Annotated in this window: 14 protein-coding genes; 7 read left to right on the forward strand and 7 right to left on the reverse strand. The window is 36.6% G+C overall.

Features of this window, described 5'->3' with window-relative positions; translation table 11 throughout:
• Positions 1-295: 295 nt before the first annotated feature.
• The 3 genes from GXM16_RS21110 to GXM16_RS21120 form a co-directional block, all read right to left on the reverse strand.
• Positions 296-1414, reverse strand: coding sequence for an endo-1,4-beta-xylanase (locus GXM16_RS21110; protein ID WP_163396480.1), 1119 nt, complete (start codon positions 1412-1414; stop codon positions 296-298).
• A 110-nt stretch (positions 1415-1524) separates the two neighbouring features.
• Positions 1525-3690 (reverse strand): alpha-glucuronidase family glycosyl hydrolase, encoded by a 2166-nt coding sequence (locus tag GXM16_RS21115; RefSeq protein WP_163396481.1) that lies wholly within the window; start codon positions 3688-3690, stop codon positions 1525-1527.
• Positions 3691-3973: 283 nt separating this feature from the next.
• Positions 3974-5005, reverse strand: coding sequence for a LacI family DNA-binding transcriptional regulator (locus GXM16_RS21120; protein WP_163396482.1), 1032 nt, complete (start codon positions 5003-5005; stop codon positions 3974-3976).
• A gap of 244 nt (positions 5006-5249) precedes the next feature.
• Here GXM16_RS21120 and GXM16_RS21125 point away from each other — a divergent pair, with 244 nt between their 5' ends.
• The 7 genes from GXM16_RS21125 to cas2 all read left to right on the forward strand — a co-directional run bounded on the left by GXM16_RS21125 (position 5250) and on the right by cas2 (position 15125).
• Positions 5250-7874 carry a beta-glucosidase gene (locus GXM16_RS21125; RefSeq protein WP_163396483.1) on the forward strand — a complete coding sequence of 875 codons (2625 nt, stop codon included), beginning with the start codon at positions 5250-5252 and terminating at the stop codon, positions 7872-7874.
• Positions 7875-7916: 42 nt separating this feature from the next.
• Positions 7917-9962: a transketolase family protein gene (locus tag GXM16_RS21130; protein WP_163396484.1), complete on the forward strand. Its 2046-nt coding sequence runs from the start codon at positions 7917-7919 to the stop codon at positions 9960-9962.
• 297 nt (positions 9963-10259) lie between these two features.
• Complete coding sequence (locus tag GXM16_RS21135; RefSeq protein WP_163396485.1) at positions 10260-10835, forward strand: hypothetical protein; 576 nt, start codon at positions 10260-10262, stop codon at positions 10833-10835.
• A 3-nt stretch (positions 10836-10838) separates the two neighbouring features.
• Positions 10839-12956, forward strand: a complete 2118-nt coding sequence (locus GXM16_RS21140; RefSeq protein ID WP_163396486.1) for a cation:proton antiporter — start codon at positions 10839-10841, stop codon at positions 12954-12956.
• A 93-nt stretch (positions 12957-13049) separates the two neighbouring features.
• Positions 13050-14507: an FAD-dependent oxidoreductase gene (locus GXM16_RS21145; protein ID WP_163396487.1), complete on the forward strand. Its 1458-nt coding sequence runs from the start codon at positions 13050-13052 to the stop codon at positions 14505-14507.
• Between the two features lie 160 nt (positions 14508-14667).
• On the forward strand, positions 14668-14814 hold the full coding sequence (locus GXM16_RS21150) for a hypothetical protein (protein ID WP_188726566.1): 147 nt from the start codon (positions 14668-14670) through the stop codon (positions 14812-14814).
• Positions 14811-15125, forward strand: coding sequence for a CRISPR-associated endonuclease Cas2 (gene cas2, locus GXM16_RS21155; RefSeq protein ID WP_229684414.1), 315 nt, complete (start codon positions 14811-14813; stop codon positions 15123-15125). The genes GXM16_RS21150 and cas2 overlap by 4 nt, the downstream gene beginning before the upstream one ends.
• Positions 15126-15270: 145 nt before the next feature.
• Here the strand turns inward: cas2 and GXM16_RS21160 are convergent, their stop codons facing one another.
• The 4 genes from GXM16_RS21160 to GXM16_RS21175 all read right to left on the reverse strand — a co-directional run bounded on the left by GXM16_RS21160 (position 15271) and on the right by GXM16_RS21175 (position 21127).
• Positions 15271-15483 carry a hypothetical protein gene (locus GXM16_RS21160; protein ID WP_163396488.1) on the reverse strand — a complete coding sequence of 71 codons (213 nt, stop codon included), beginning with the start codon at positions 15481-15483 and terminating at the stop codon, positions 15271-15273.
• 194 nt (positions 15484-15677) lie between these two features.
• A complete protein-coding gene (locus GXM16_RS21165) occupies positions 15678-18731 on the reverse strand; it encodes an efflux RND transporter permease subunit (protein ID WP_163396489.1) in 3054 nt (1017 codons plus the stop codon).
• Positions 18732-18739: 8 nt separating this feature from the next.
• The gene (locus GXM16_RS21170; protein ID WP_163396490.1) at positions 18740-19783 is read right to left on the reverse strand and encodes an efflux RND transporter periplasmic adaptor subunit; all 1044 of its coding nucleotides are present in this window, start codon (positions 19781-19783) and stop codon (positions 18740-18742) included.
• Positions 19784-19795: 12 nt separating this feature from the next.
• Positions 19796-21127, reverse strand: a complete 1332-nt coding sequence (locus GXM16_RS21175) for a TolC family protein (RefSeq protein WP_163396491.1) — start codon at positions 21125-21127, stop codon at positions 19796-19798.
• Position 21128 lies beyond the last annotated feature (1 nt).

The raw sequence follows: 21128 nt of genomic DNA on the forward strand, positions 1-21128 counted from the left end.
CTGCAAAAAAAGTTCTTACAGGTGTTTAATTAAATATATTTGTCTAATAATCTGTATCAATTATTCAGGACTAGTCACTTATTAAGTGTTTAGGCTATATAATATAGATAACCGATAATTATTGTTGATATCATACCTTTCTCTAAATTGAGTTAAAAATAATTATTTTACCAAACTAACTTTCTACAGCTATCACATTCACTACTATCTTATTATTGAGATAAAATTTAATTTTTTCAAAAGCTGTATCACCTAAAATATAATGTTTTTTATAATATTAACAAGGTAATAAAAATCATTCTTTTGTGTCTTTTAACTTCATTACATTTTGATACGCTTTTTTAGGCTTTAAGTTTTTATCAAATAATAAAGGATAATTTGTTCTGCCCTTTATTGGCCAGTCATTTAACCACGACTGACCGTCATGAACTCCCCAGAATGTGACACGGCTGATTTTATCCTGATGCTTTAGAAACAATTTAAAGATCGAAGCATAACGTTCAGCAAGTTTTACCTGAACAGAATCCGGAAGTTTATCCGGATATGGATTCATTTTGGCACTTCCTTCAAAATTCTGATTAACATCAGCACCTTTTAAATCCCATGGATTTGGTAAAACTGTAATATCCAATTCAGTAAAAGCAACTTTTAAACCCAAAGCTGAATACGCCAGAATACTTTCCTCAATCGTTTCAATAGAAGGACTTTCTAATCGCCAGTGCGCCTGAATTCCAACTCCGTCAATCTTCCCTCCTCCCTCTTTAATTTTTTTGATTAAATCAATATTTCCTTTTCTTTTGGCAGGTTCTTCATTATTATAGTCATTATAATACAAATCTGCTTTTGGATCAGCAGCAGCAGCTAATTTAAAAGCATCAACCAGATATTGCTCTCCCAGCGTATTCAGAAAAACTGATTTTCTTAAAGTCCCGTCTTCGTTCAAGGCCTCGTTGACAACATCCCACGAATCAATCTTTCCCTTATATTTAGAAACAATTGTCGTGATATGATTTTTCATAAAAGCTTTCATTTCTGCAACATCTTTAATTTCCGCCATCCATGGTGCCAATTGACTGTGCCAGATTAAAGTATGGCCATGAATAAACATATTATTCTTCTCTCCATAAGCAATAAACTTATCAGACATTGCAAAATCATATTTATCTTTAGAAGGATGTACAAACATCGATTTCATTATATTTTCTGCCGTTATAGCATTAAATTGTTTTTTGATTAAAGAATCTTCTTTCGCGTTTTTTTCTTCAATCTGATTTACATCCAAAGCAGTTCCGATATAAAATTCTTTTTTATAACTGTCTTTCAATGAAACAACATTTTTTTCCTTTTTTTGTGCATTACAGCTGTTGAAGATAATTAAAGGTAAAAGCAGTAAATAATGGTTAATTAATTTCATTTTATGATCTTTAAGGTTGATAGTTTTTTATTTTGAATTCCTGTACAGTTTCAATTTTTATCACTAATAATTTGTAAGTAATAATCATTATGATTTTAGCTAAATATCTTTTAATTTCCCGGTGCAAAAGGAAATTTTAATGACTTAAAATAATCTAAAGACTGGCTTGGTTTCTCGACTCCAGCCGGCAATTCTTTTCCCGAATATTGTTGAAAATAAAGCAGACACGCATCCCGCCACCATTTTGCTTCTTTATATTGAATTTCTAATAACATCTGAACTTCTTTGAAGCGTTCCTCATCAACATATTTTTCAGTTTTATTCCAAATATTTTGCATGTTTTTTACCTGATTTACACCTTCCTGATACTTTAAAGCCATTCCATTCCAAAGCGTTTGTCCGTTTTTCAATTTATAGTCCCAGGAAAGATGATGAAACCACAATAAATCTTTTTCTGGACAGGTTTCCACATTATCAAATAATTTTTCTACTTCAGGAGCATATTGTGCTGTGGCATTTGTTCCGGTTTTAGAACGGTCAAAACCAATTCCGTTTTTATCTGCTTTATGATAATACACCGGATTCCACTCCGGCCTTGACAAATTAGAAACCCATGGACCCGGACCGTAATGATGCCCAGTATCCATAATATGATGCAAGCCAAGAGGTGTCATATAATTAACAGCTGCTTCACGCGATTCAATCATCATTTTTTTAATTGGATTAATGAAATTTTCATCGTTTGAAAATGTACATCTCAGCCATTCATCAGCAATAACTTCAGAATCCAAATTCGGATTCCATGCGAGTCTTCCAAAGCCATACCAGTTAACCTGTGCAAAAGGGTGTCCGGTCCAGTTTAAATCATTTCCAACATTGGAAACTCCGGCAATTCCGGTCAACTTCGTTTTTGTGAAAGAACCGTCAATCACTTTAGAAACTGTTGTTCCTTTTCCCTTTTGATAAGTGTCAGCTTCTAAAACTTCCTGAAATAGCTTAGGCAGAAAAACCAAATGTGTGCTAAAACCTAAATATTCCTGCGTTATTTGAAACTCCATCATCAAAGGCGTTTTCGGCATAGCGCCAAACATAGGATGAAACGGTTCTCTCGGCTGAAAATCAATTGCTCCGTTTTTTACCTGAACGATTACATTGTCTTTGAATTTTCCGTCGTAGGGTACAAATTCAGCGTAAGCTTGTTTTGCCCTGTCATTTGCATCATGTTCAGAATAAACAAAGGCTCTCCACATAATTACCCCGCCAAATGGTGCAACAGCATCTGCCAGCATATTTGCCCCGTCAACATGATCTCTGCCGTAATTCTGAGGCCCGGGCTGCCCTTCCGAATTTGCTTTGACCAGAAATCCCCCAAAATCCGGAATTCTGTTATAAATTTCTTTGGCTTTATTTTTCCACCAATTAGCTACATCAGCCTCTTTTGGATCTGCTGTTTTTAATCCCCCTATTTCAATTGGTGCCGAAAAACGGGCAGTTAAATACACTTTTATTCCGTATGGCCTGAATACACTGGCTAAAGCCTCAACCTTCTCTAAATACTGAGGTGTTAAGATCAATGCGTTTGCATTTACATTCGTCAAAACTGTTCCATTGATCCCAATTGATGCATTTGCCCTGGCATAATCAATATAGCGCTGATCAATGAAACCAGGGAGCTTTTGCCAGTTCCAGAGTGAAAATCCGGCATAACCGCGTTCTACGGTTCGGTCTAAATTATCCCAGTGATTTAAAATCCTGATATTCGTTTTCGGAGCGTCAACTATACGAAGATTTTTAACCGGTTTGTTCATTTGAATCAATCTCAAAAAACTGTAAACTCCGTATAAAACGCCAATATCTTTTTTGCCGGTAATAATAATATGGTTTTTATTTTTTACTGAAACAGTTTTGATAATAAAACCTTCATCATTAATGAGATCAAAATCAGAACCAATTACTTTTTCAATTTCAGGACTTAATACTGATTTTGAGCCTAAAATTATAGTATTATTTTCTTCTGTTTTTACTGTAACCTGAATCTTACTTCCCAACATATCGCTCAAAGCTGTCTGTAATTCATTCGTGGCAATTTTTGAAGTTTCAGTATTTTCTAATACAACTATTCCTTTAATATTTGATATATATCCCGAAATTATTTGTGAACTGGTTTTCTTTTCATATTGCAACCATAATTTGTAATCTTTCTGTGCAGATGCCGGCCAGCTAACCAGAAAAAGTAATATACTCAATTTAAAAAAAGCCTTTATTATATACTTCATTATTTCTTTGTTTTATTTTAATTCTTTACCAGCAATAATTTCTATTTAAAATTGATTATTTAGCAATATTTTATATTAAAAAAAATAGCATTAAAAATATTTTATATTTCGCAATCGGTTGTGCTAAAATACAAAAATAAAGTAATAAAAAAATAAAAAAGCCATTTTATAGATGAATTTAAAACATTAACAACATAAATCCTATAAACGTAAACAAGAAGACCTATTAAAACAAAAAACCTGCTAATTGAGCATTAACAGGTGAGTTTAAAATTTAAGTGAACTATATTTTTCTGGAAGACTCCCGTATTAGTACCTGAGTATTCAAAAATGTAATTTCTTTAGCATCTTCCTCTTTAACGGATTTTAAATTTTTAATGATTAATTCAGCAGCAGCCTTACCCATTTTCTCCGCAGGATGGGTTATGGTGGAAATATTAGGTTCAATTATTTCTGAAATAGGATCATTGTTAAAACCTATTACCGCAAACTGATCCGGAACTTTAATTCCTCTTTTTTTTGCGGTCTGCACAGCACTTACTGCAAGAATATCTCCCGGAGCGAAAAGTCCGTCAGGCGGGGTTTTCAAATCAAACAACAGATTACAGGCTTTTACTCCGGCATCATAAGTCATTTCTTTTAAACTTATAATTAGATTATCCTGAAGTGGAATATCATGCTCTAACAAAGCATCAATATAACCTCTTTTACGCTCATTGTAAAGAGTACCGAATTCCGATTCGGCAGTTAAATGCGCAATTCTTTTACACCCTTGTTCTATGAGGTGTTTTGTAGCTTTATAACCTGCTAAATAATTATTGATTACGACCCGAAAAGTATCATAGTCTTTAGGTACACGGTCAACAAATACCAAAGGAATGTTGTTATTTGAAAACTGTTTGAAATGTGAAGTATCTTTAGTTTCCATTGCCAGTGAACATATAACTCCGCTAACCCGGTTGCTATATAACGATTTGGCCATGTCCACTTCCATCTGGTAAGAATCATGAGACTGCATTATAATAACGGAATAATCTGATTTTTGAGCTGCAATCTCAATACCACTTATTAAAGACGATAAAAAAGGCTGTGTAACTGTGGGAATTAAAATCCCTATTGTTTTTGTAACATTACCTCTCAGACCAGCTGCCAGTGTATTAGGGACAAAACCCATTTCTTTAGCAGTCTGCTTTACTTTTTTAATTGTTTTATCACTGATACTATGGTGATCTTTTAGAGCTCGTGAAATTGTTGACGCTGCAAGATTCAGTTTTTCCGCAATATCATAAATTGTTACATGTCTGTGTTCTTCCATGAATTAAGTACTAATCTGTAAATGTACTTATTTTAATAATATAATAATAGATGTCGTATGTATTTAAGAGAATATAAGAATTATTCCAAAAACACAATAGCTTTTCATACTAATTCAATGGTTTTTGACGGATCTCAGTGAACATAAAATTTTTTTATTCTAAAAAAAAGTCATTTCTTTACACAATCGGTTGCTTAAATATTCGGAGAACTGTCTCAGCTATTTAATCCAAAAAATAAAGCTTATGAAAACTAAAAAGATCAAATTCCTAATTGTACTAATGATTTCATGCTATTGCTCAGCACAACTAAAATCAGATAAATTTCTTTTTCAAAATACTAAATTAAATTTTGAGGAACGTGTAGATAATCTGGTAAGCCAATTGACATTAGAAGAAAAAGTATCGCAGATGCTTAATTCCTCACCGGCAATTCCAAGACTTGGAATACCAGCATATGACTGGTGGAACGAAACGCTACACGGTGTTGCCAGAACTCCTTTCAAAACCACAGTTTACCCACAGGCAATAGCTATGGCAGCAACATTTGATAAAAATTCGCTTTTTAAAATGGCTGATTATTCAGCACTTGAAGGAAGAGCCATTTATAATAAAGCTGTAGAAACTGGCCGAACAAATGAACGTTATCTGGGACTTACCTACTGGACACCCAACATCAATATCTTTCGTGATCCTCGCTGGGGACGCGGACAGGAAACGTATGGCGAAGACCCATATCTAACAAGCGTTCTGGGCGATTCATTTGTAAAAGGTCTTCAGGGAGATGATCCTAAATATTTAAAAGCTGCTGCGTGTGCCAAACATTATGCAGTACACAGCGGACCTGAATCTTTGCGTCATACTTTCGATGTTGATGTTACCCCTTATGAACTTTGGGATACCTATCTGCCTGCATTTAAAAAATTAGTGACCGAATCTAAAGTAGCCGGTGTTATGTGCGCTTATAATGCTTTTAGAACACAGCCGTGTTGTGCCAGCGATATTTTGATGACGGATATTTTAAGAAATCAATGGAAATTTGATGGCTATGTGACCTCTGACTGCTGGGCAATCGATGATTTTTTCAAAAACCACAAAACACATCCTGATGCAGAATCCGCTTCGGCTGATGCAGTTTTTCACGGAACGGATATTGACTGTGGTACTGATGCTTACAAAGCTTTGGTACAGGCTGTGAAAAACGGAAAAATAAGTGAGACGCAAATTGACATTTCTGTTAAACGTCTTTTTATGATCCGTTTCAGACTTGGTATGTTTGATCCTGTTGAAATGGTAAAATACGCACAGACTCCCGCATCAGTTTTAGAAAGTACAGCGCATCAGCAACATGCCTTAAAAATGGCAAGACAATCTATGGTTTTGCTTCGAAATGAGAAAAACGTATTACCTCTAAACAAAAAACTGAAAAAAATTGTAGTCCTGGGGCCTAATGCAGATAACTCTATATCTATTTTAGGAAATTACAACGGAACTCCAAGCAAGCTAACAACAGTTTTGCAAGGAATCAGAGAAAAAGTAGGTGCCAATACGGAAATTGTTTATGAAAAAGCAGTAAACTTTACCAACGATACTTTGTTGGTATATCAAAACCTTAAAAATCAATATACTTACGAAGGAAATCAGGGTTTTAAAGCCGAATATTACAACAATAAAAACCTTTCCGGAGAACCTGGAGTAATAAGAACAGAATCAGAAATCAATAACTTGTGGCAGGAAGGCGAAGTTGTTGTAGAAAATATTAAAGCAAACAACTTTTCTGCGCGTTACACTACAAATTTTACCGCACAGGAGGATGGATCGATTACCTTTGAAATCAGTGCAGATGATGGATATCGCTTTTTAATAGACGGAAAAGAAGTTATAAATGCCTGGGAAAAGAACAGATGGGGAGAAAAAACTTTTAAACTGATTACTAAAAAGAATACCGTTTATAAATTAGTTTTAGAGTACTGGCAAGGTGAAGGAAAAGCCAATGTAACCTTAAATACAGGTAATTTTGAAAAAACTGATTTAAAAAAAATAGTCGAAACCCATCAAGATGCGGATGCCTTTATTTATGTTGGCGGAATATCCCCACAACTGGAAGGCGAAGAAATGCCGGTTAACTTTCCGGGATTCTCAGGTGGCGACCGTACTTCTATCCTTCTGCCTCAAATCCAGACCGAACTAATGAAAGCGCTTAAAACTTCCGGAAAACCAGTGGTTTTTGTCATGATGACCGGCAGTGCAATAGCTACTCCTTGGGAAGCTGAAAATATTCCTGCAATACTTAACGCCTGGTATGGTGGCCAGGCTTCCGGAACTGCAGTTGGAGATATCCTTTTTGGCGATTATAATCCTGCAGGAAGACTGCCTGTTACTTTTTATAAAAACGATTCAGACCTGCCTGCTTTTGCAGATTACAGCATGGAAAATAAAACCTACCGCTATTTTAAAGGCGAACCGCTTTATGGTTTCGGCTATGGACTTAGCTATACTTCATTTAAATACGATAAATTGAAAGTTCCTTCAAAAATAAAAAAAGGACAACCTGTTTCAGTTTCTGTCAGAATAACCAATACCGGAAAAACTGAAGGGGAAGAAGTGGCTCAATTGTATGTTATCAATCAAAATCCATCCACAAAAGCGCCGCTAAAGAGTCTAAAAGGATTTGAAAGACTCAATTTAAAATCTGGAGAAAGCAAAACAATCATCTTTACACTATCCCCTGAGGACTTATCGTCAATTACCACAGAAGGTGACCTAAAACAGTTTTCCGGCAAAATCAAACTTGCCATTGGAGGCAGTCAGCCTGACGAAAAAAAGGAAATCAAAAGCAATGTACTTACTCAACTCATTCAAATAGACTAATAGCTTTATCAATAAAATCACGATTACATTAACAAACAAAAAATGAATAAGACAATAGACCACTTATCTGCGGATAATATTAGAGCATTAGCCATTTCAATGGTAGAAAAAGCAAATTCAGGCCATCCCGGAGGATCTATGGGCGGAGCCGATTTTATGCATATCCTTTATACCGAATATCTAAAATACGACCCATCGGACATGCAGTGGATTTTCAGGGACCGCTTTTTTATGGATGCCGGGCATCTTTCGGCTTTAATGTATGCCCAATATCATTTGTTAGGCAATTATGAAAAAACAGATCTGGAAAATTTTAGACAATGGGGTTCTGTTACGCCAGGACATCCTGAAATTGATGTAAAAAGAGGTATCGAAAATACATCAGGCCCTTTGGGTCAGGGACACGTTATGGGTGTAGGTGCCGCTATTGCAGCAAAGTTTTTATCTGCCAGATTTGATAATTTATTCGATTATAAAATCTACGGATTCATAACTGACGGAGGTATTCAGGAAGAGATTTCTCAGGGTGCAGGCCGTATTGCCGGACATTTGGGACTGAATAATTTTATCATGTTTTATGATTCAAATGATGTACAGCTATCATCAATGACCGATGAAGTTACGACCGAAGATACTGCTATGAAATACGAAGCCTGGGGATGGAAAGTCATTACTATTGATGGACATAGCCATACTCATATACGTTCTGCCCTGAACGCTGCTCATGCAGAATTGGAAAGACCGACACTTATTATCGGAAGAACCATTATGGGTAAAGGATGTGTAACCGCTGATGGGGCGATGTATGAAGGACAATGCGAACTGCACGGAAAACCGATTGGAGGGACAAAAGCATGTTTTAAATCAACATTACTCAATTTAGGAGCAAATCCGGAAGATTCATTTGCTGTTTACGAAGAAGTTGCTTCGCATTACAAAAATGTCTTATCAAGAAAAACAGCAGAAGCAGCAGAGAGAAAAACAAAAATTGCTGCCTGGGAAAAGCAAAATCCTGAACTGGCAAAAAAAATCCAGCAGTTTTTTAATGGAGATCTGCCGGAACTAGATTTCAGTTCAATATCGCAAAAAGCCAATTCGGCTACACGCGATGCTTCGGCAGCAGTTTTAGGGTATCTGGCTGAAAATGTAGAAAATATGATTGTTTCTTCTGCCAATTTATCCAATAGTGACAAAACAGATGGCTTCTTAAAAAAATCTTCGGTTCTGAAAAAAGATGATTTTAGGGGTGGATTCCTTCAGGCTGGAGTTGCAGAACTTACTATGGCTGCAATCGCTAACGGAATAGCCCTTCATGGTGGAGTTATTCCGGTTGTAGCGACCTTTTTTGTGTTTTCTGATTATATGAAACCTGCCATTCGTCTGGCAGCTATTCAGGAACTGCCGGTTAAATATGTCTGGACACACGATTCCTTTCGCGTAGGCGAAGACGGACCAACGCATCAGCCAATTGAACAGGAAGCCCAGATTCGATTATTAGAAAAAATCAAAAATCACTCCGGAGATCAAAGTTTATTAGCCCTGCGCCCTGCAGATGCTGTTGAAACTTCTGTAGCCTGGCAGATGGCATTGGAAAACAAAAAAACACCAACCGGATTAATTCTTTCCAGACAAAACATTACCGACATTCCAACTTCAGGAAATTCAAGATTTGAAGATGCTTCTAATGCGAAAAGAGGCGGTTATCTTGTAAAAGCTGTTGAAAACCCAGATATAACCTTAATCGCCAACGGATCTGAAGTAGCGACTCTTATTGAAGCAGCAGCTGAATTAGAAAGCAGCATTAAAATAAAAATAAACGTGGCCTCTGTAATTTCTGAAGGACTTTTCAGGTCACAGCCAAAAGAATATCAGGAAAGTGTTATTCCAACAAACGGAATGGTTTTCGGTTTGACAGCCGGTCTTCCGGTTAATCTGGAAAATCTTGCGGGAAGCCGTGGAAAAGTTTTCGGACTGGATCATTTTGGTTATTCGGCTCCTGCCCCGGTACTGGATGAAAAATTTGGTTTTACCAGCAAAAATGCCTGCACAGAAATCATTAAATATTTAGAAACAAATAAATCCAACTGAATTAAAAATCAAAAATTATTCTAATAGAAAATATTCTGTTTTTATTAAACTGAATGTATGGCCTCCAAATTTTATCGATTTGGGGGCTTTTTTTATTAAACTGTTTCTGTTCTTTTCAGAATCTCTACTGACTAAAATTAATGTTTCACTTATCCAAAATTAAAGGAGAAATAAATGTTTATGAGCCAAAAACTGGCACTTTCGCAATTAATTTAGTAACTTGTAGTACCTAAGTTTATTTACACTGTTGCTGTGTAATTCTTTATTCGAATAAATATAAATCACAAAACCTTTTTCATGAAAAAAAATCTTCTGCTATTATTTTTTACATGCCTGTTTATTTCATGTGAAAACAAAAAGGAACTCGAACTTCAAAACAGAGAAAAGGCTTTAATCTTAAGAGAAGAACAAATAGCTGACAAGGAAGCAGAATATAAGTCATTACTTTTATTCCGTGACAGCGTTATAGCTTTAAAGGATAGTGCAGATCATCCTGCTGAATCATTAAAAGAATGGCCAAAAAACATTCAGGGTATATGGAACAGTAAAATGCTTTGCAGGGAGTCCAATTGCAATCAATATGTTATTGGTGATCAACGAAATGAAACCTGGCAGTTTTTATCTGATTCAACGGGAATTTACACTAATGTCTTAAACAACAAGAAACTTGTCCGTGTATTTAAAGCAAAGTATATTGAAGATAAAATACAACTGGAATTCAACAGCGACAGTATTTCAAAAAATAGAACAAAAATAAATGTAACCCTTGATGACATACAGGAAAATGTTATCAAAGGCACTCAGACAATAACGGGACAAGATAATTGCGCTGCAAGATTCTCAGTAGAACTTACTCTCCCTCAAAAGAAATAATTTATGTTATTAAGTATACAGCACCTCAGTCTTCCTGTAGAAGATCCGTTACTGAAATTCCTGATAGAACTTATCATAATTTTGTGTATTCCGCTTTTATTGAATAAAATAAAAGTACCTCATCTGTTAGGTCTTATCATAGCCGGTGCCGTAATAGGTCCAAACGGATTTAATGTTCTTGCCCGTGACAGCAGTATTGTAGTAACCGGAACAACAGGACTTCTTTACATTATGTTTTTAGCAGGACTTGAGATCGATATGGGCGATTTTAAAAAGAATAAATGGAAGAGCATTACTTTTTCATTGTACACTTTTGCATTTCCGTTCATTCTTGGACTCATTGGCGGTTATTATGTATTGCATTTTTCCCTTTTAACATCTGTCCTCTTTGCCAGCCTTTTTTCATCTCATACCCTTATCGTATATCCAATGGTGAGTAAACTAGGAATTGCAAAGAAACTGGCCGTTAATATTACGGTTGGCGGAACAATGATTACAGATGTGCTTTCACTAGTCGTATTGGCTGTGGTCGTAGGTATGTCACAAGGAGAAGTCGGGACTTCGTTCTGGGTTAAATTATCCGTTTCCATGTTAGTCTTTGCTCTGATAGTTTTACTTGTATTTCCAATCATTGCGCGATGGTTTTTCAAAAATGTAGAAGATAAAATCTCGCAGTATATCTTTGTTATTGTAATGATCTATCTGGCTTCATTATTGGCAGAATTAGCAGGAATCGAAGCAATTATCGGAGCCTTTTTTGCCGGTCTTGCACTAAACCGGCTTATACCGCATACTTCATCACTCATGAATCGGGTAGAATTTGTGGGAAATGCTATTTTTATTCCTTTTTTCCTGATCAGTGTAGGAATGCTGATTGATTTTAATGCTTTTATTCAGAGTTGGGAAACGCTGGGCGTGGCTTCTATTATGCTGGTAGCTTCTATTGGCGGAAAATATGTGGCCGCTTTATTTACAAAAAAAACATTCCGTCTTACCAATGATGAGGGCACGCTTATTTTTGGAATGAGCTCTGCTTCTGCCGCTGCTACACTGGCGGCTGTAATGGTGGGTTACAACATCATTTTATCTGAGAATGAAGCAGGAGAACCTATTCGTCTGCTGAATGAGCATGTCCTTAACGGAAGTATTTTACTGATCCTGGTTTCGTGTACGGTTTCATCATTTGTTTCGATGGCAAGTGCACAAAGGATTGCGGATTCAGATAAAGAAGAAACTGTAGCAGGTGAAAGTCATGAAAAAGAAAATATTCTGATAGCTCTAAATCATGAAAATACTGTAGAGAAATTAGTCAATCTTGGCCTTCTCATCAAAACACAAAACAACAAAGACGGACTTTTTGCACTCAACATCATCAATGAAGAAAAAAGTGAGTCTTCCTCGAAAAATGCAGAAAAATTATTGGGTGCAGCAGTACATATGGCTTCAGGAGCAGATGTGAAACTAAATCCGATTACACGGCATGATAATGATGTTGTATCGGGTATAAATAATGTCGTCAAAGAACAAAACATTACTGATTTAATCATTGGGTTAGATGAAAAAGGCTTTGCGTCTTCCTTTCTTTACAACCTGTACAATGGCTATTTGCGCAATAAACAAAGTAATGTCATCCTATATCATGCTATACAGCCTGTAGCAACCATAAAAAAATATGTGGTCCTCATTCCGGCAAATTCGGAACGTGAGCCGGGATTTTTTCTTTCACTTTTAAGAGTATGGAATATAGGCAAAAATTCAGGCGCGAAAATGAGTTTTTATGCCAATGAAAAAACAAACCAAATTTTAGAAAGCATTATTAAAAAAGCCAATATTGAAGCCACTTTTAATACCATAACGACATGGCAGGAAGGACAGGAAGCCGCTTTCAATTTACAACAGGACGAAGGTTTAATAATGCTAATGGCAGACAGAGGCATGGATTCTTACTTTCCGCAAATGCAAAACGTACCTGAAATCCTGAACAAAAATCTCAGCAACAATAATTATATTCTGATTTACCCTTTTTCAAAAATTGACAGTACGGTTACCGAAAAAAGAGCAGTAAGCAATCTGGATGATTTTGCCGATATTGGAAAAATTATTGGAAGAATTTTCAAATAAAGAATATTTTATAACTCATTTTCACTTATAATTACCCTGTCTTTTACCTTAACTTTGCACTGTTGAAATACCGCAATAATCATCTAGTACAAAGTGGACGTAAAAAAAACAGAAAATGAACGAGCAAGCTGGACTATCTGTCAGGAATGCCAGGGACGAGGTAAAAAAAACCGACGGATAAGCAAAAAAAACCGGCATCTTTATCAGATTGCATTGGATGAATTTGAAAAGTCGAAAAATCAGGGTACAGCTCCTATTCCTCCTAAAGGAAATCCATACTCATGTCCTGACTGTTCCGGATCCGGATTATTGGCTGCTGTTAGTCCTCCTGCTGCAAATAAAGAATTTCCACACATTGCTATTATTGGCGGCGGTATCGGCGGAATAGCCCTTGCTATTGCCTGTCTGCACCGTGGGATCCCTTTCACACTTTATGAACGTGACAAAGACTTCAATTCCCGATCACAGGGCTATGGACTCACTTTACAGCAAGCCAGTAAAGCAGTCCAGGGATTAGGCATTTTCTCTTTAAAAGAAGGTGTGATTTCAACAAGACATCTGGTTCATACTCCCGAAGGAAAAGTAATTGCAGAATGGGGAACCAGAAAATGGCTTCAGTCAGATATAAAAACGTCTTCGAAACGTACAAATGTGCATATTGCCCGACAATCTTTACGCTTAGCTTTACTAGAGGAGCTCGGAGGAAATCATCAGATAAAGTGGGGACACCAGTTAGTAGATTTTAAGGAAGGTGAAACTGAAGGTGTTGAGCTTAACTTTCACGTCAATGGAAAAATAAAAAAGGCTAAAGCTGATCTAGTTGTTGGAGCTGATGGTATTCGCAGCTCTGTGCGAAGACTGTTAATTGGAGAAGATACCGCTCCTTTACGTTATCTGGGCTGTATTGTGATTTTGGGTATTTGTCCACTGAGTGTTCTTCAGGATCTTAATAGTCCTTTATTAGATTCGGCTACGGTATTTCAAACCGCCAACGGCAACGAGCGAATTTATATTATGCCCTATGCATCAGATTCGGTAATGTGGCAGCTTAGCTTTCCAATGTCAGAAAAAGAGGCTAAGACATTAAGTGCAAAAGGACCTCAAGCACTAAAAGAAGAAGCATGCCGAAGAATCGAGTGGCATGATCCCATTCCCCAAATCTTATCGTCAACAGAAGAAATTTATATTTCCGGCTATCCTGTTTATGACCGTGAATTACTCCAGCCCAAATTGCTGGAGAAATCAGGACCAGTCACTCTGATCGGAGACGCAGCACACCCAATGAGTCCGTTTAAGGGGCAAGGTGCTAATCAGGCACTGCTCGATGCCCTTTCACTGGCACGAAGCATTTTTAAAGGTTGCAGGCCTTTATCTGACTGGAGGAAAACCGGAATCCGAAAAAGTGCACTTGTGGAATTTGAATCAGAAATGTTAGAACGCAGCGCTGTTAAAGTAAGAGATTCAGCTGAAGCCGCTCAGTTCCTACATACGGAAATTGTACTTCATGAAAGTGATGCACCGAGAAGATGGTTTGGAGGAAAAGAGCATTAAACAAAATTATTGATGAATTAGCGTGACTATTCACTTAAACTAAAATCCGTAAGTAAGGAAAACCGTAAAAAGAGCATCTCCTTAAAGCCTAAATTTAAAATAACATATAAATATACCTGTTTAATATACTACCAGCATGTATATTCTTGAAATTAAATTTATGCTAAAAAGGACTATTTTAATAGAAAACAAATTTTCTATAACGGCAAAAAACAATCAGCTGGTACTAAAATCAGAAATGAAAGAGAGTACAATCCCAATTGAGGATATTGGCTTTCTTGTTTTGGATCATAATGAAATCTATTGAAGGACGGATTTTCGATGATGCAATATTCTGTTTATGTGCGCCATTGCGCCAGCGGTGAAAGTGTCGATGTTCATGAAAAGAGAATCCACAAGTTACTGCCCCCTTTAGAAAAAGTAAGCATACTTCGAATAACCGATAAACAATTTGGTAATATTTTGAATTTTTTGGGAAAAGCAGCTGTAGCCTCAGGTAGAATTTTTAAGATAACTTTTGTACTCTATACAAATGCTCCTTCAAAACTTCATAATCTGGATTGTCCCAATTTACTTCATCTTCGTGTTAGCCTAAAAAAACATATCGTTAATATGTAAGGAGGTTACTATTTCCTTTCTTCCTAATGGTAACTGATAAATCGGGAAACCTTTTCTTTTCCGTTCTACAACCGTCCAAAACATAACTACATCTTCTTTAAAGTCTCCTTTTTCATCTTTATAAATTAATACGTGATGATTGTTTCTAAGATTCACCCATTGATTTATATTTTCTTTTAGTTTTTCTGCCCCCAATATTCTCTTTCATCCTCACTTTTAAAATTGGTACAGGTACCCATTTTTTTGGCAGGAAAATTTGTGGCTGTTTGATTCCGTTTCCATCAACAATAAAAAAAGTATTCGCTGGTACTTTATCTTTTACAAAACCACCTAATTCGTTTACTCTCTTTAAAATCAATTTTCTTGTGGTTTAGTCCTCCTTCGGTGGGACTTTTTTTTTCCAGTTATCGCGTATTCCCTGAATGGAGAAACTAAGATGCGAATTGAAGACAACAAAAAAGGATAGCTAAAAAAACTATCCTTTCAATATTAAAGCATCATGCATTCAATTCTATTGAATTCTATAAATACTGGCTATTTCAATTTTAACAATTAACTTTCCTTCTCAATACTAGGCGGAATCAGCTTATACATTACCGGCGTAACAATTCTGGATAATATTGTGGAACTGATCAATCCTCCTATTAAAACAATTGCCAATGGTGCAATCAAAGGATTTGAGTTTAAAGCAATCGGAATCAAACCACAGATAGCTGTAATCGAAGTCAATACGACCGGCAAAAAACGCGTTTCTCCTGCAATGGCAATCGCTTCGTCAATTGAATGTCCTTCCTGTCTTAACTGATTGGTAAAATCGACCAGCAGCAGCGAGTTTTTGACTTGTATCCCTGAAAGACCAATAAAACCGATTATAGCAACCAACGACATCGGACTTCCGTTCATAATCAGTAATAGTACGCCTCCTAAAATTCCCAGTGGTATAATCGAAAGCACAATAATTATCCCTTTAAATGTTTTGAACTGAAGCAGCAGCACCGCAACAAACAAAAAGGTGCTCAAAATAATTACCGCCAAAAAGTTACCTCCCAAAGCATCGCCTTCTGATTCTTTTTCACCGGATAATTTATAATAATACCCTTTTGGCATTTTCAGTTGATCCAGTTTTGGAACAATATGCGTCAGTAAATCATTGGCGTAATATCCTTTTGCGGATAAAGCCGTTACTTTTGAAAAACGTGATTTATTAAAATGATTAATTGCCGTTGGAGAAGTTTCAAACGAAATTTCAGCAATCTGGTTGAGCGCTATCGGCGTTCCCTGAAGATTATTTACATATAAATTCTTCAAGGCGTCAAGATTCGAAAATTTATCTCTTGGCAGTGTCAGTGTTACATTTCTGGCATCTCCCCTGTCATCAATATAATCGCCAACCGTTAATCCAGCTACCGAAAGACGGATTACCTTATCTACTTCGCTTGTTAGTACGCCTAATGTTCTGGCTTTTTCCTTATTGATTTTTACTTTAACGTCTGTTTTATAAGTATTGAGTTCGTTGTTGATATAAACCGTTCCTTCCTGATTTCTCAGAATAGTTTCTACCTGAGATGAAAGCTTACGAAGTACTTCCTGATCTTCACCAAATAACCGCACAACAATATTGGCTTCTAATGGCGTTCCCTGCTCAAAATCTTTTACTTCTACTTTTGCATAAGGCATCGTTTTAAATTTAGTTCGCAGTTCTTCAATAAGAGCTGTTTTTTCAGCTGGCTTTGCTTCGTCTTCGAGCTGGACAAAAATCTGTGCAAAATCGGGTTTTCTGTCCTGTGGATGCACATTGTAATAAATCTGGGGATTTCCTTTTCCGACATTCGAAGTGTAATACACGATTTCTTTATGGTGTTTCAGCTCAGCTTCTACAATTTTGGTCACACGGTCGCTTTCTAAAATATTGGCCTGAAGCGGCATTTTTATATTGATAAGAAACATAGGTTTTTCTGAAGTTGGGAATAACTTAAAACCCGTCACTTTAAACAAGCCAAATGCAGTGATGCTTAAAAAGATAGAAATCGCAATAGTTGTTCTCGGATATTTTAGTGCTTTCGGCATAATATCACGATACGCTCTGGTCAGGAATTTTTGCAGATATTGAAGAAAAACATTTCCCCCTGCATGATCGTGTGTTTTTAAAAACCGGCTTCCTAAAAACGGTACCAATGTCAAAGCTACGATCATCGATGCCAATACACTGGTAATAACCGCCATTGGTAAACTTCTGATAAATTCTCCCGAAACATCCGGCAGAAAAGCCAGCGGTAAAAATGCGATAATGAGTGTTGCTGTACAACCAACTACTGCAATTCCGATTTGTTTAGTTCCTTTAAGCACTGCATCCATTTTTGAATGTCCTTCCCGTAACCAGCGTTCTATATTTTCAACAACCACAATACTGTCATCTACCAGCAATCCTAAAGCTACTACCAGACCAACAATACTTAACTGATTTAAAGAAAAACCAAAAGCATTCATCGCTATTAACCCTAATGCAAGAGACAATGGTATCGAGATCATCACAATTCCCGAAGCTCTTAAACCTAATGGAAGCAGCGTAACAATTACCAAAACAATCGCCAGCGTAAAATCAAATCCTAAATGTCCCAGGCGCTGCGATACCATATTAGCCTGATCGAAGTTTTTTACCAACTTAATGTTTGACGGTAGTTCTTTAGAAAATTCGTCTATAATGGGAAGGAATTCTTTCTGTACATCGGTAATATTGACATTGTCTTTCATACCGGCTGTCACGAGTACACATCGGTGCCCGTTGATGCGGGTTATGTGATCGACAACCTGCGATTTGTAGTCCACTTCAGCTACATCTTTCATGTAGATTATTTTTCCGTTGGCGTTGTAAATTACCGTATTGGCAACGTCGTTGGCATTTTTGAATTTACCGCTTGTTTTTACATTGAATACTTTACTGCCTAAGTCAATGCTTCCTCCCGGAATATCGGCAGCTTCGCTTTGAAGACTTCCCATGACCACGTTTAACGGAATTTTTAACTGCGCCAATTTTTCCAGTTGTAAGTCAATACGAATTTCCTGCTCAGGAATGCCGGCGTATTTTACATCTTTCAGATTGGTTATTTTCTCAATTTTAGATTTAAGCTTATCGGCTTCATCACGCAGTTTTTTGTCCGACGCATTTTCAGAAACCAAAGCCACCTGAAGAATTTTTACATCTGATGATGCTATCTTTTCGGTTTTGATCTGATAAATATCTTTAGGAAGTTCGCTGTTTTTTAGCGCGTTCATTTCGGTAGAAATCTCCTGGTATTTATTGTCAACATTAACGCCGTATTTAAATTTTACCTGAAAAGCAGCAACGCCGTCTTCCACCGTCGTTAATATTTTTTCGATGTTTTCGAGTCCGTAAATTTTGTTTTCGATCGGTTTTACCACCTGTTCTTCCATATCCTTCGGGCTTGTGCCGGGATAAATTACTGTAATTAAATATTGTGGTGGATGCGTTGCAGGATCTTCAGCCCTTGGCATAGTAAAAAGGGTAAGATAACCTACCACAGCGACCAGCAAAAATATAATCAGCGTAAACTGATAATTCTTAACAGCAAAGTTTGTTATTTTCATGATACTGATTATTTAATGATCTTGATAGCTGATTGTTCGTTGAGATAGGCACTATTGGAAATCACGATCTGATCTGTCTTCTGCAGACCATCTTTGATGAATACTTTATTGTTCTCAAATTTATTGATTGTTACCGGCTGGCGTTTTACTTTGTTATTTTCAACAATAAAAACAAATGCTTTGTTTCCGTCAGCCTCAATAAGCGAATTATACGGAATGATGACAAAATCTTCGGAGTGTTCTGCATTTATTTCAGCTTTTCCAAACATTCCGACTGCTGGTCTGCTTTTTTTAAGGTTCAGTTTTAATTCGACCTGAAAAGAACCTAATGCAGCATCTGCCGCCTGCGATTTTCTAAAAATAAAGGCATCAAATTTTTCGTCAGGATATCCGTCAAGAGTTACAATTGCTTTCTGTCCTGTTTTTACTGCTGCCCATTCTTTGTCTGTTAATCCTACTTTCAACAGATAATTATTGTTCTGACTGGTTTCGTTTATAGCCAGAATTGGAGCTCCTGCACCGACTACTTCACCTTCATTTGCTATTTTTTTGGAAACAAAACCATCCGCAGCAGCGTATATTTTGGAATAACGGGCATTAAAAGCAACAGCATCTTTCTGTTTCCTCGCAATATCGAGTCCTGTTTTTGTATTCTGAAGCTGTTCTAATGTATACACACTGTCTTTGTACAAATTGCTTGCACGTTTATAATCACGTTCGTATTTTTTAAGATTCAGATCAGTTTGGTTTAAACCTGCATTAATCTCTGTTTCATCTAATGATGCCAGAAGCTGTCCTTTCTTAAAAAACTGACCCTCTTCTACATAAATACGATTGATGATCCCTCCTATTTTAAAGCCGTAACTGGCCTGGTTTTCTGTCGTCACTAAACCCGATGCACTTATCGTATTGCTGAGTGCCAAAGATTGGACTGATGCTGTTTTTACCGCAATAATATCTGCGTTTTCAAACGGTGAATTTTCTTTTTTTTCTTCTTTACAAGCGTAAAAAAGCGGAAGGGCAAGAAGTATTATTATTGTTATCTTTCTCATGATCATTTGTTTTTAGTTAAAAGTAAAAGTGGCGTTGGCTCTTTCTAATTCTGCAAAAGCAATCCAGGAATTATAAAGCGAAATATTGGTGTTGAGCTGTGCATTTACCCACTGGTTCTGCGCATCCAGCAGTTCGATATAAATCGCCTGTCCCTCTTTATAGAGCTTAGTAATATCGTCGTTGTACTTTTTGGATGCAACTTTCTGGTTTTTATCTGCATAGAATTGCTCCAAAGCCGACTTTAGATTGTTCTGCGAAACCTGAAACTGCAGCAGTAACTGCTGTTTGACATTATCAGTGTGGGAACTTATTTTTTTCTGATCCTCTTCGACTTGCTTGAGTTTATATTTGTTTTTATTTCCTGAAAAAATGTTCCATTCCAGGCCCACTCCGGCAAAATAATAGCGTGAGTTTTTATCCACTTCAAAATCAAAATCCTGAATTCCGAAATCGGCAAAACCATTTACTTTTGGCAGCCAGTACGAATTAGTCAGTTTGCTTACATTTTCATTGATTTCTTTTGCCTGAGTCAGCTTTTGCAGCTCCTCCCTATTTTGGGTATTTTCTGTAATAGCATCTATTGGCGGTGATTCACCCTCATCAGTTTCTATTGTTGTATCCAGTTTTTGATTCAATAAAAAATTAAAATACGATCTGGCATTATTACTGGTTTGTCTGGCGGTTTCTAAATTAGCCTGAATGCGGATTACCTCATTATCGCTTCGTAAAACGGCTGTTCGGTTTATTTTTTCATTTCTGAATAAAGCCTGATTTACCCTTTGGTTTTCTTTGACCAAAGCCAGAGCGTCTTCGTAAATCTTAACTCCCTCAACCGACTGCAGGTATTTGTAATAGGCAATTTTGATTTCCTTCACTAACTCTCTCTGGTAGATTTCTAATTCTATTTTTTGAAGTGTAGTCTGCTGGGTTTTGATTCTTTTATTATAAATGATTTCAAAATTCAGCAATGGCATTGTGGTATGAATTTTAGCATCATAAAAATTATCCGGATTTATCAAAACCGACTGGTTTTCTAACATCGGGAAAGTGTTCGAATTGGTGATCTGATTTAAAGTACTGTAAACCGGATTCAGCATATCACCAATGGGAATATCAATAGTTCTTCCCCCATCTGCTTTAGTGTAACTTCCGTTTAAGGAAACAGTCGGATAAAACAAAGCCCGAGCTTCTTTTAAGGCATACATACTTTTGCTGATGTCAAAATTATGCTGCCTGATTACTTCGTTATTTTTTAAGCCAGTCTGTATATAACTGTCCAGCTTATTCTGTGCATACCCTAAATATCCTAGACAGAGTATTGCAAAAATTAGTTTAATTTTCATT

The organism is Flavobacterium limi (assembly GCF_010645075.1).
Taxonomy (GTDB): Bacteria; Bacteroidota; Bacteroidia; order Flavobacteriales; family Flavobacteriaceae; genus Flavobacterium; species Flavobacterium limi.

Excerpts from the sequence above, each read along its gene's own strand:
- GXM16_RS21110 (WP_163396480.1), bottom strand. The coding sequence starts at position 1,414 with ATGAAATTAATTAACCATTATTTACTGCTTTTACCTTTAATTATCTTC.
- GXM16_RS21115 (WP_163396481.1), bottom strand. The coding sequence starts at position 3,690 with ATGAAGTATATAATAAAGGCTTTTTTTAAATTGAGTATATTACTTTTT.
- GXM16_RS21120 (WP_163396482.1), bottom strand. The coding sequence starts at position 5,005 with ATGGAAGAACACAGACATGTAACAATTTATGATATTGCGGAAAAACTG.
- GXM16_RS21125 (WP_163396483.1), top strand. The coding sequence starts at position 5,250 with ATGAAAACTAAAAAGATCAAATTCCTAATTGTACTAATGATTTCATGC.
- GXM16_RS21130 (WP_163396484.1), top strand. The coding sequence starts at position 7,917 with ATGAATAAGACAATAGACCACTTATCTGCGGATAATATTAGAGCATTA.
- GXM16_RS21135 (WP_163396485.1), top strand. The coding sequence starts at position 10,260 with ATGAAAAAAAATCTTCTGCTATTATTTTTTACATGCCTGTTTATTTCA.
- GXM16_RS21140 (WP_163396486.1), top strand. The coding sequence starts at position 10,839 with ATGTTATTAAGTATACAGCACCTCAGTCTTCCTGTAGAAGATCCGTTA.
- GXM16_RS21150 (WP_188726566.1), top strand. The coding sequence starts at position 14,668 with ATGCTAAAAAGGACTATTTTAATAGAAAACAAATTTTCTATAACGGCA.
- GXM16_RS21165 (WP_163396489.1), bottom strand. The coding sequence starts at position 18,731 with ATGAAAATAACAAACTTTGCTGTTAAGAATTATCAGTTTACGCTGATT.
- GXM16_RS21170 (WP_163396490.1), bottom strand. The coding sequence starts at position 19,783 with ATGAGAAAGATAACAATAATAATACTTCTTGCCCTTCCGCTTTTTTAC.
- GXM16_RS21175 (WP_163396491.1), bottom strand. The coding sequence starts at position 21,127 with ATGAAAATTAAACTAATTTTTGCAATACTCTGTCTAGGATATTTAGGG.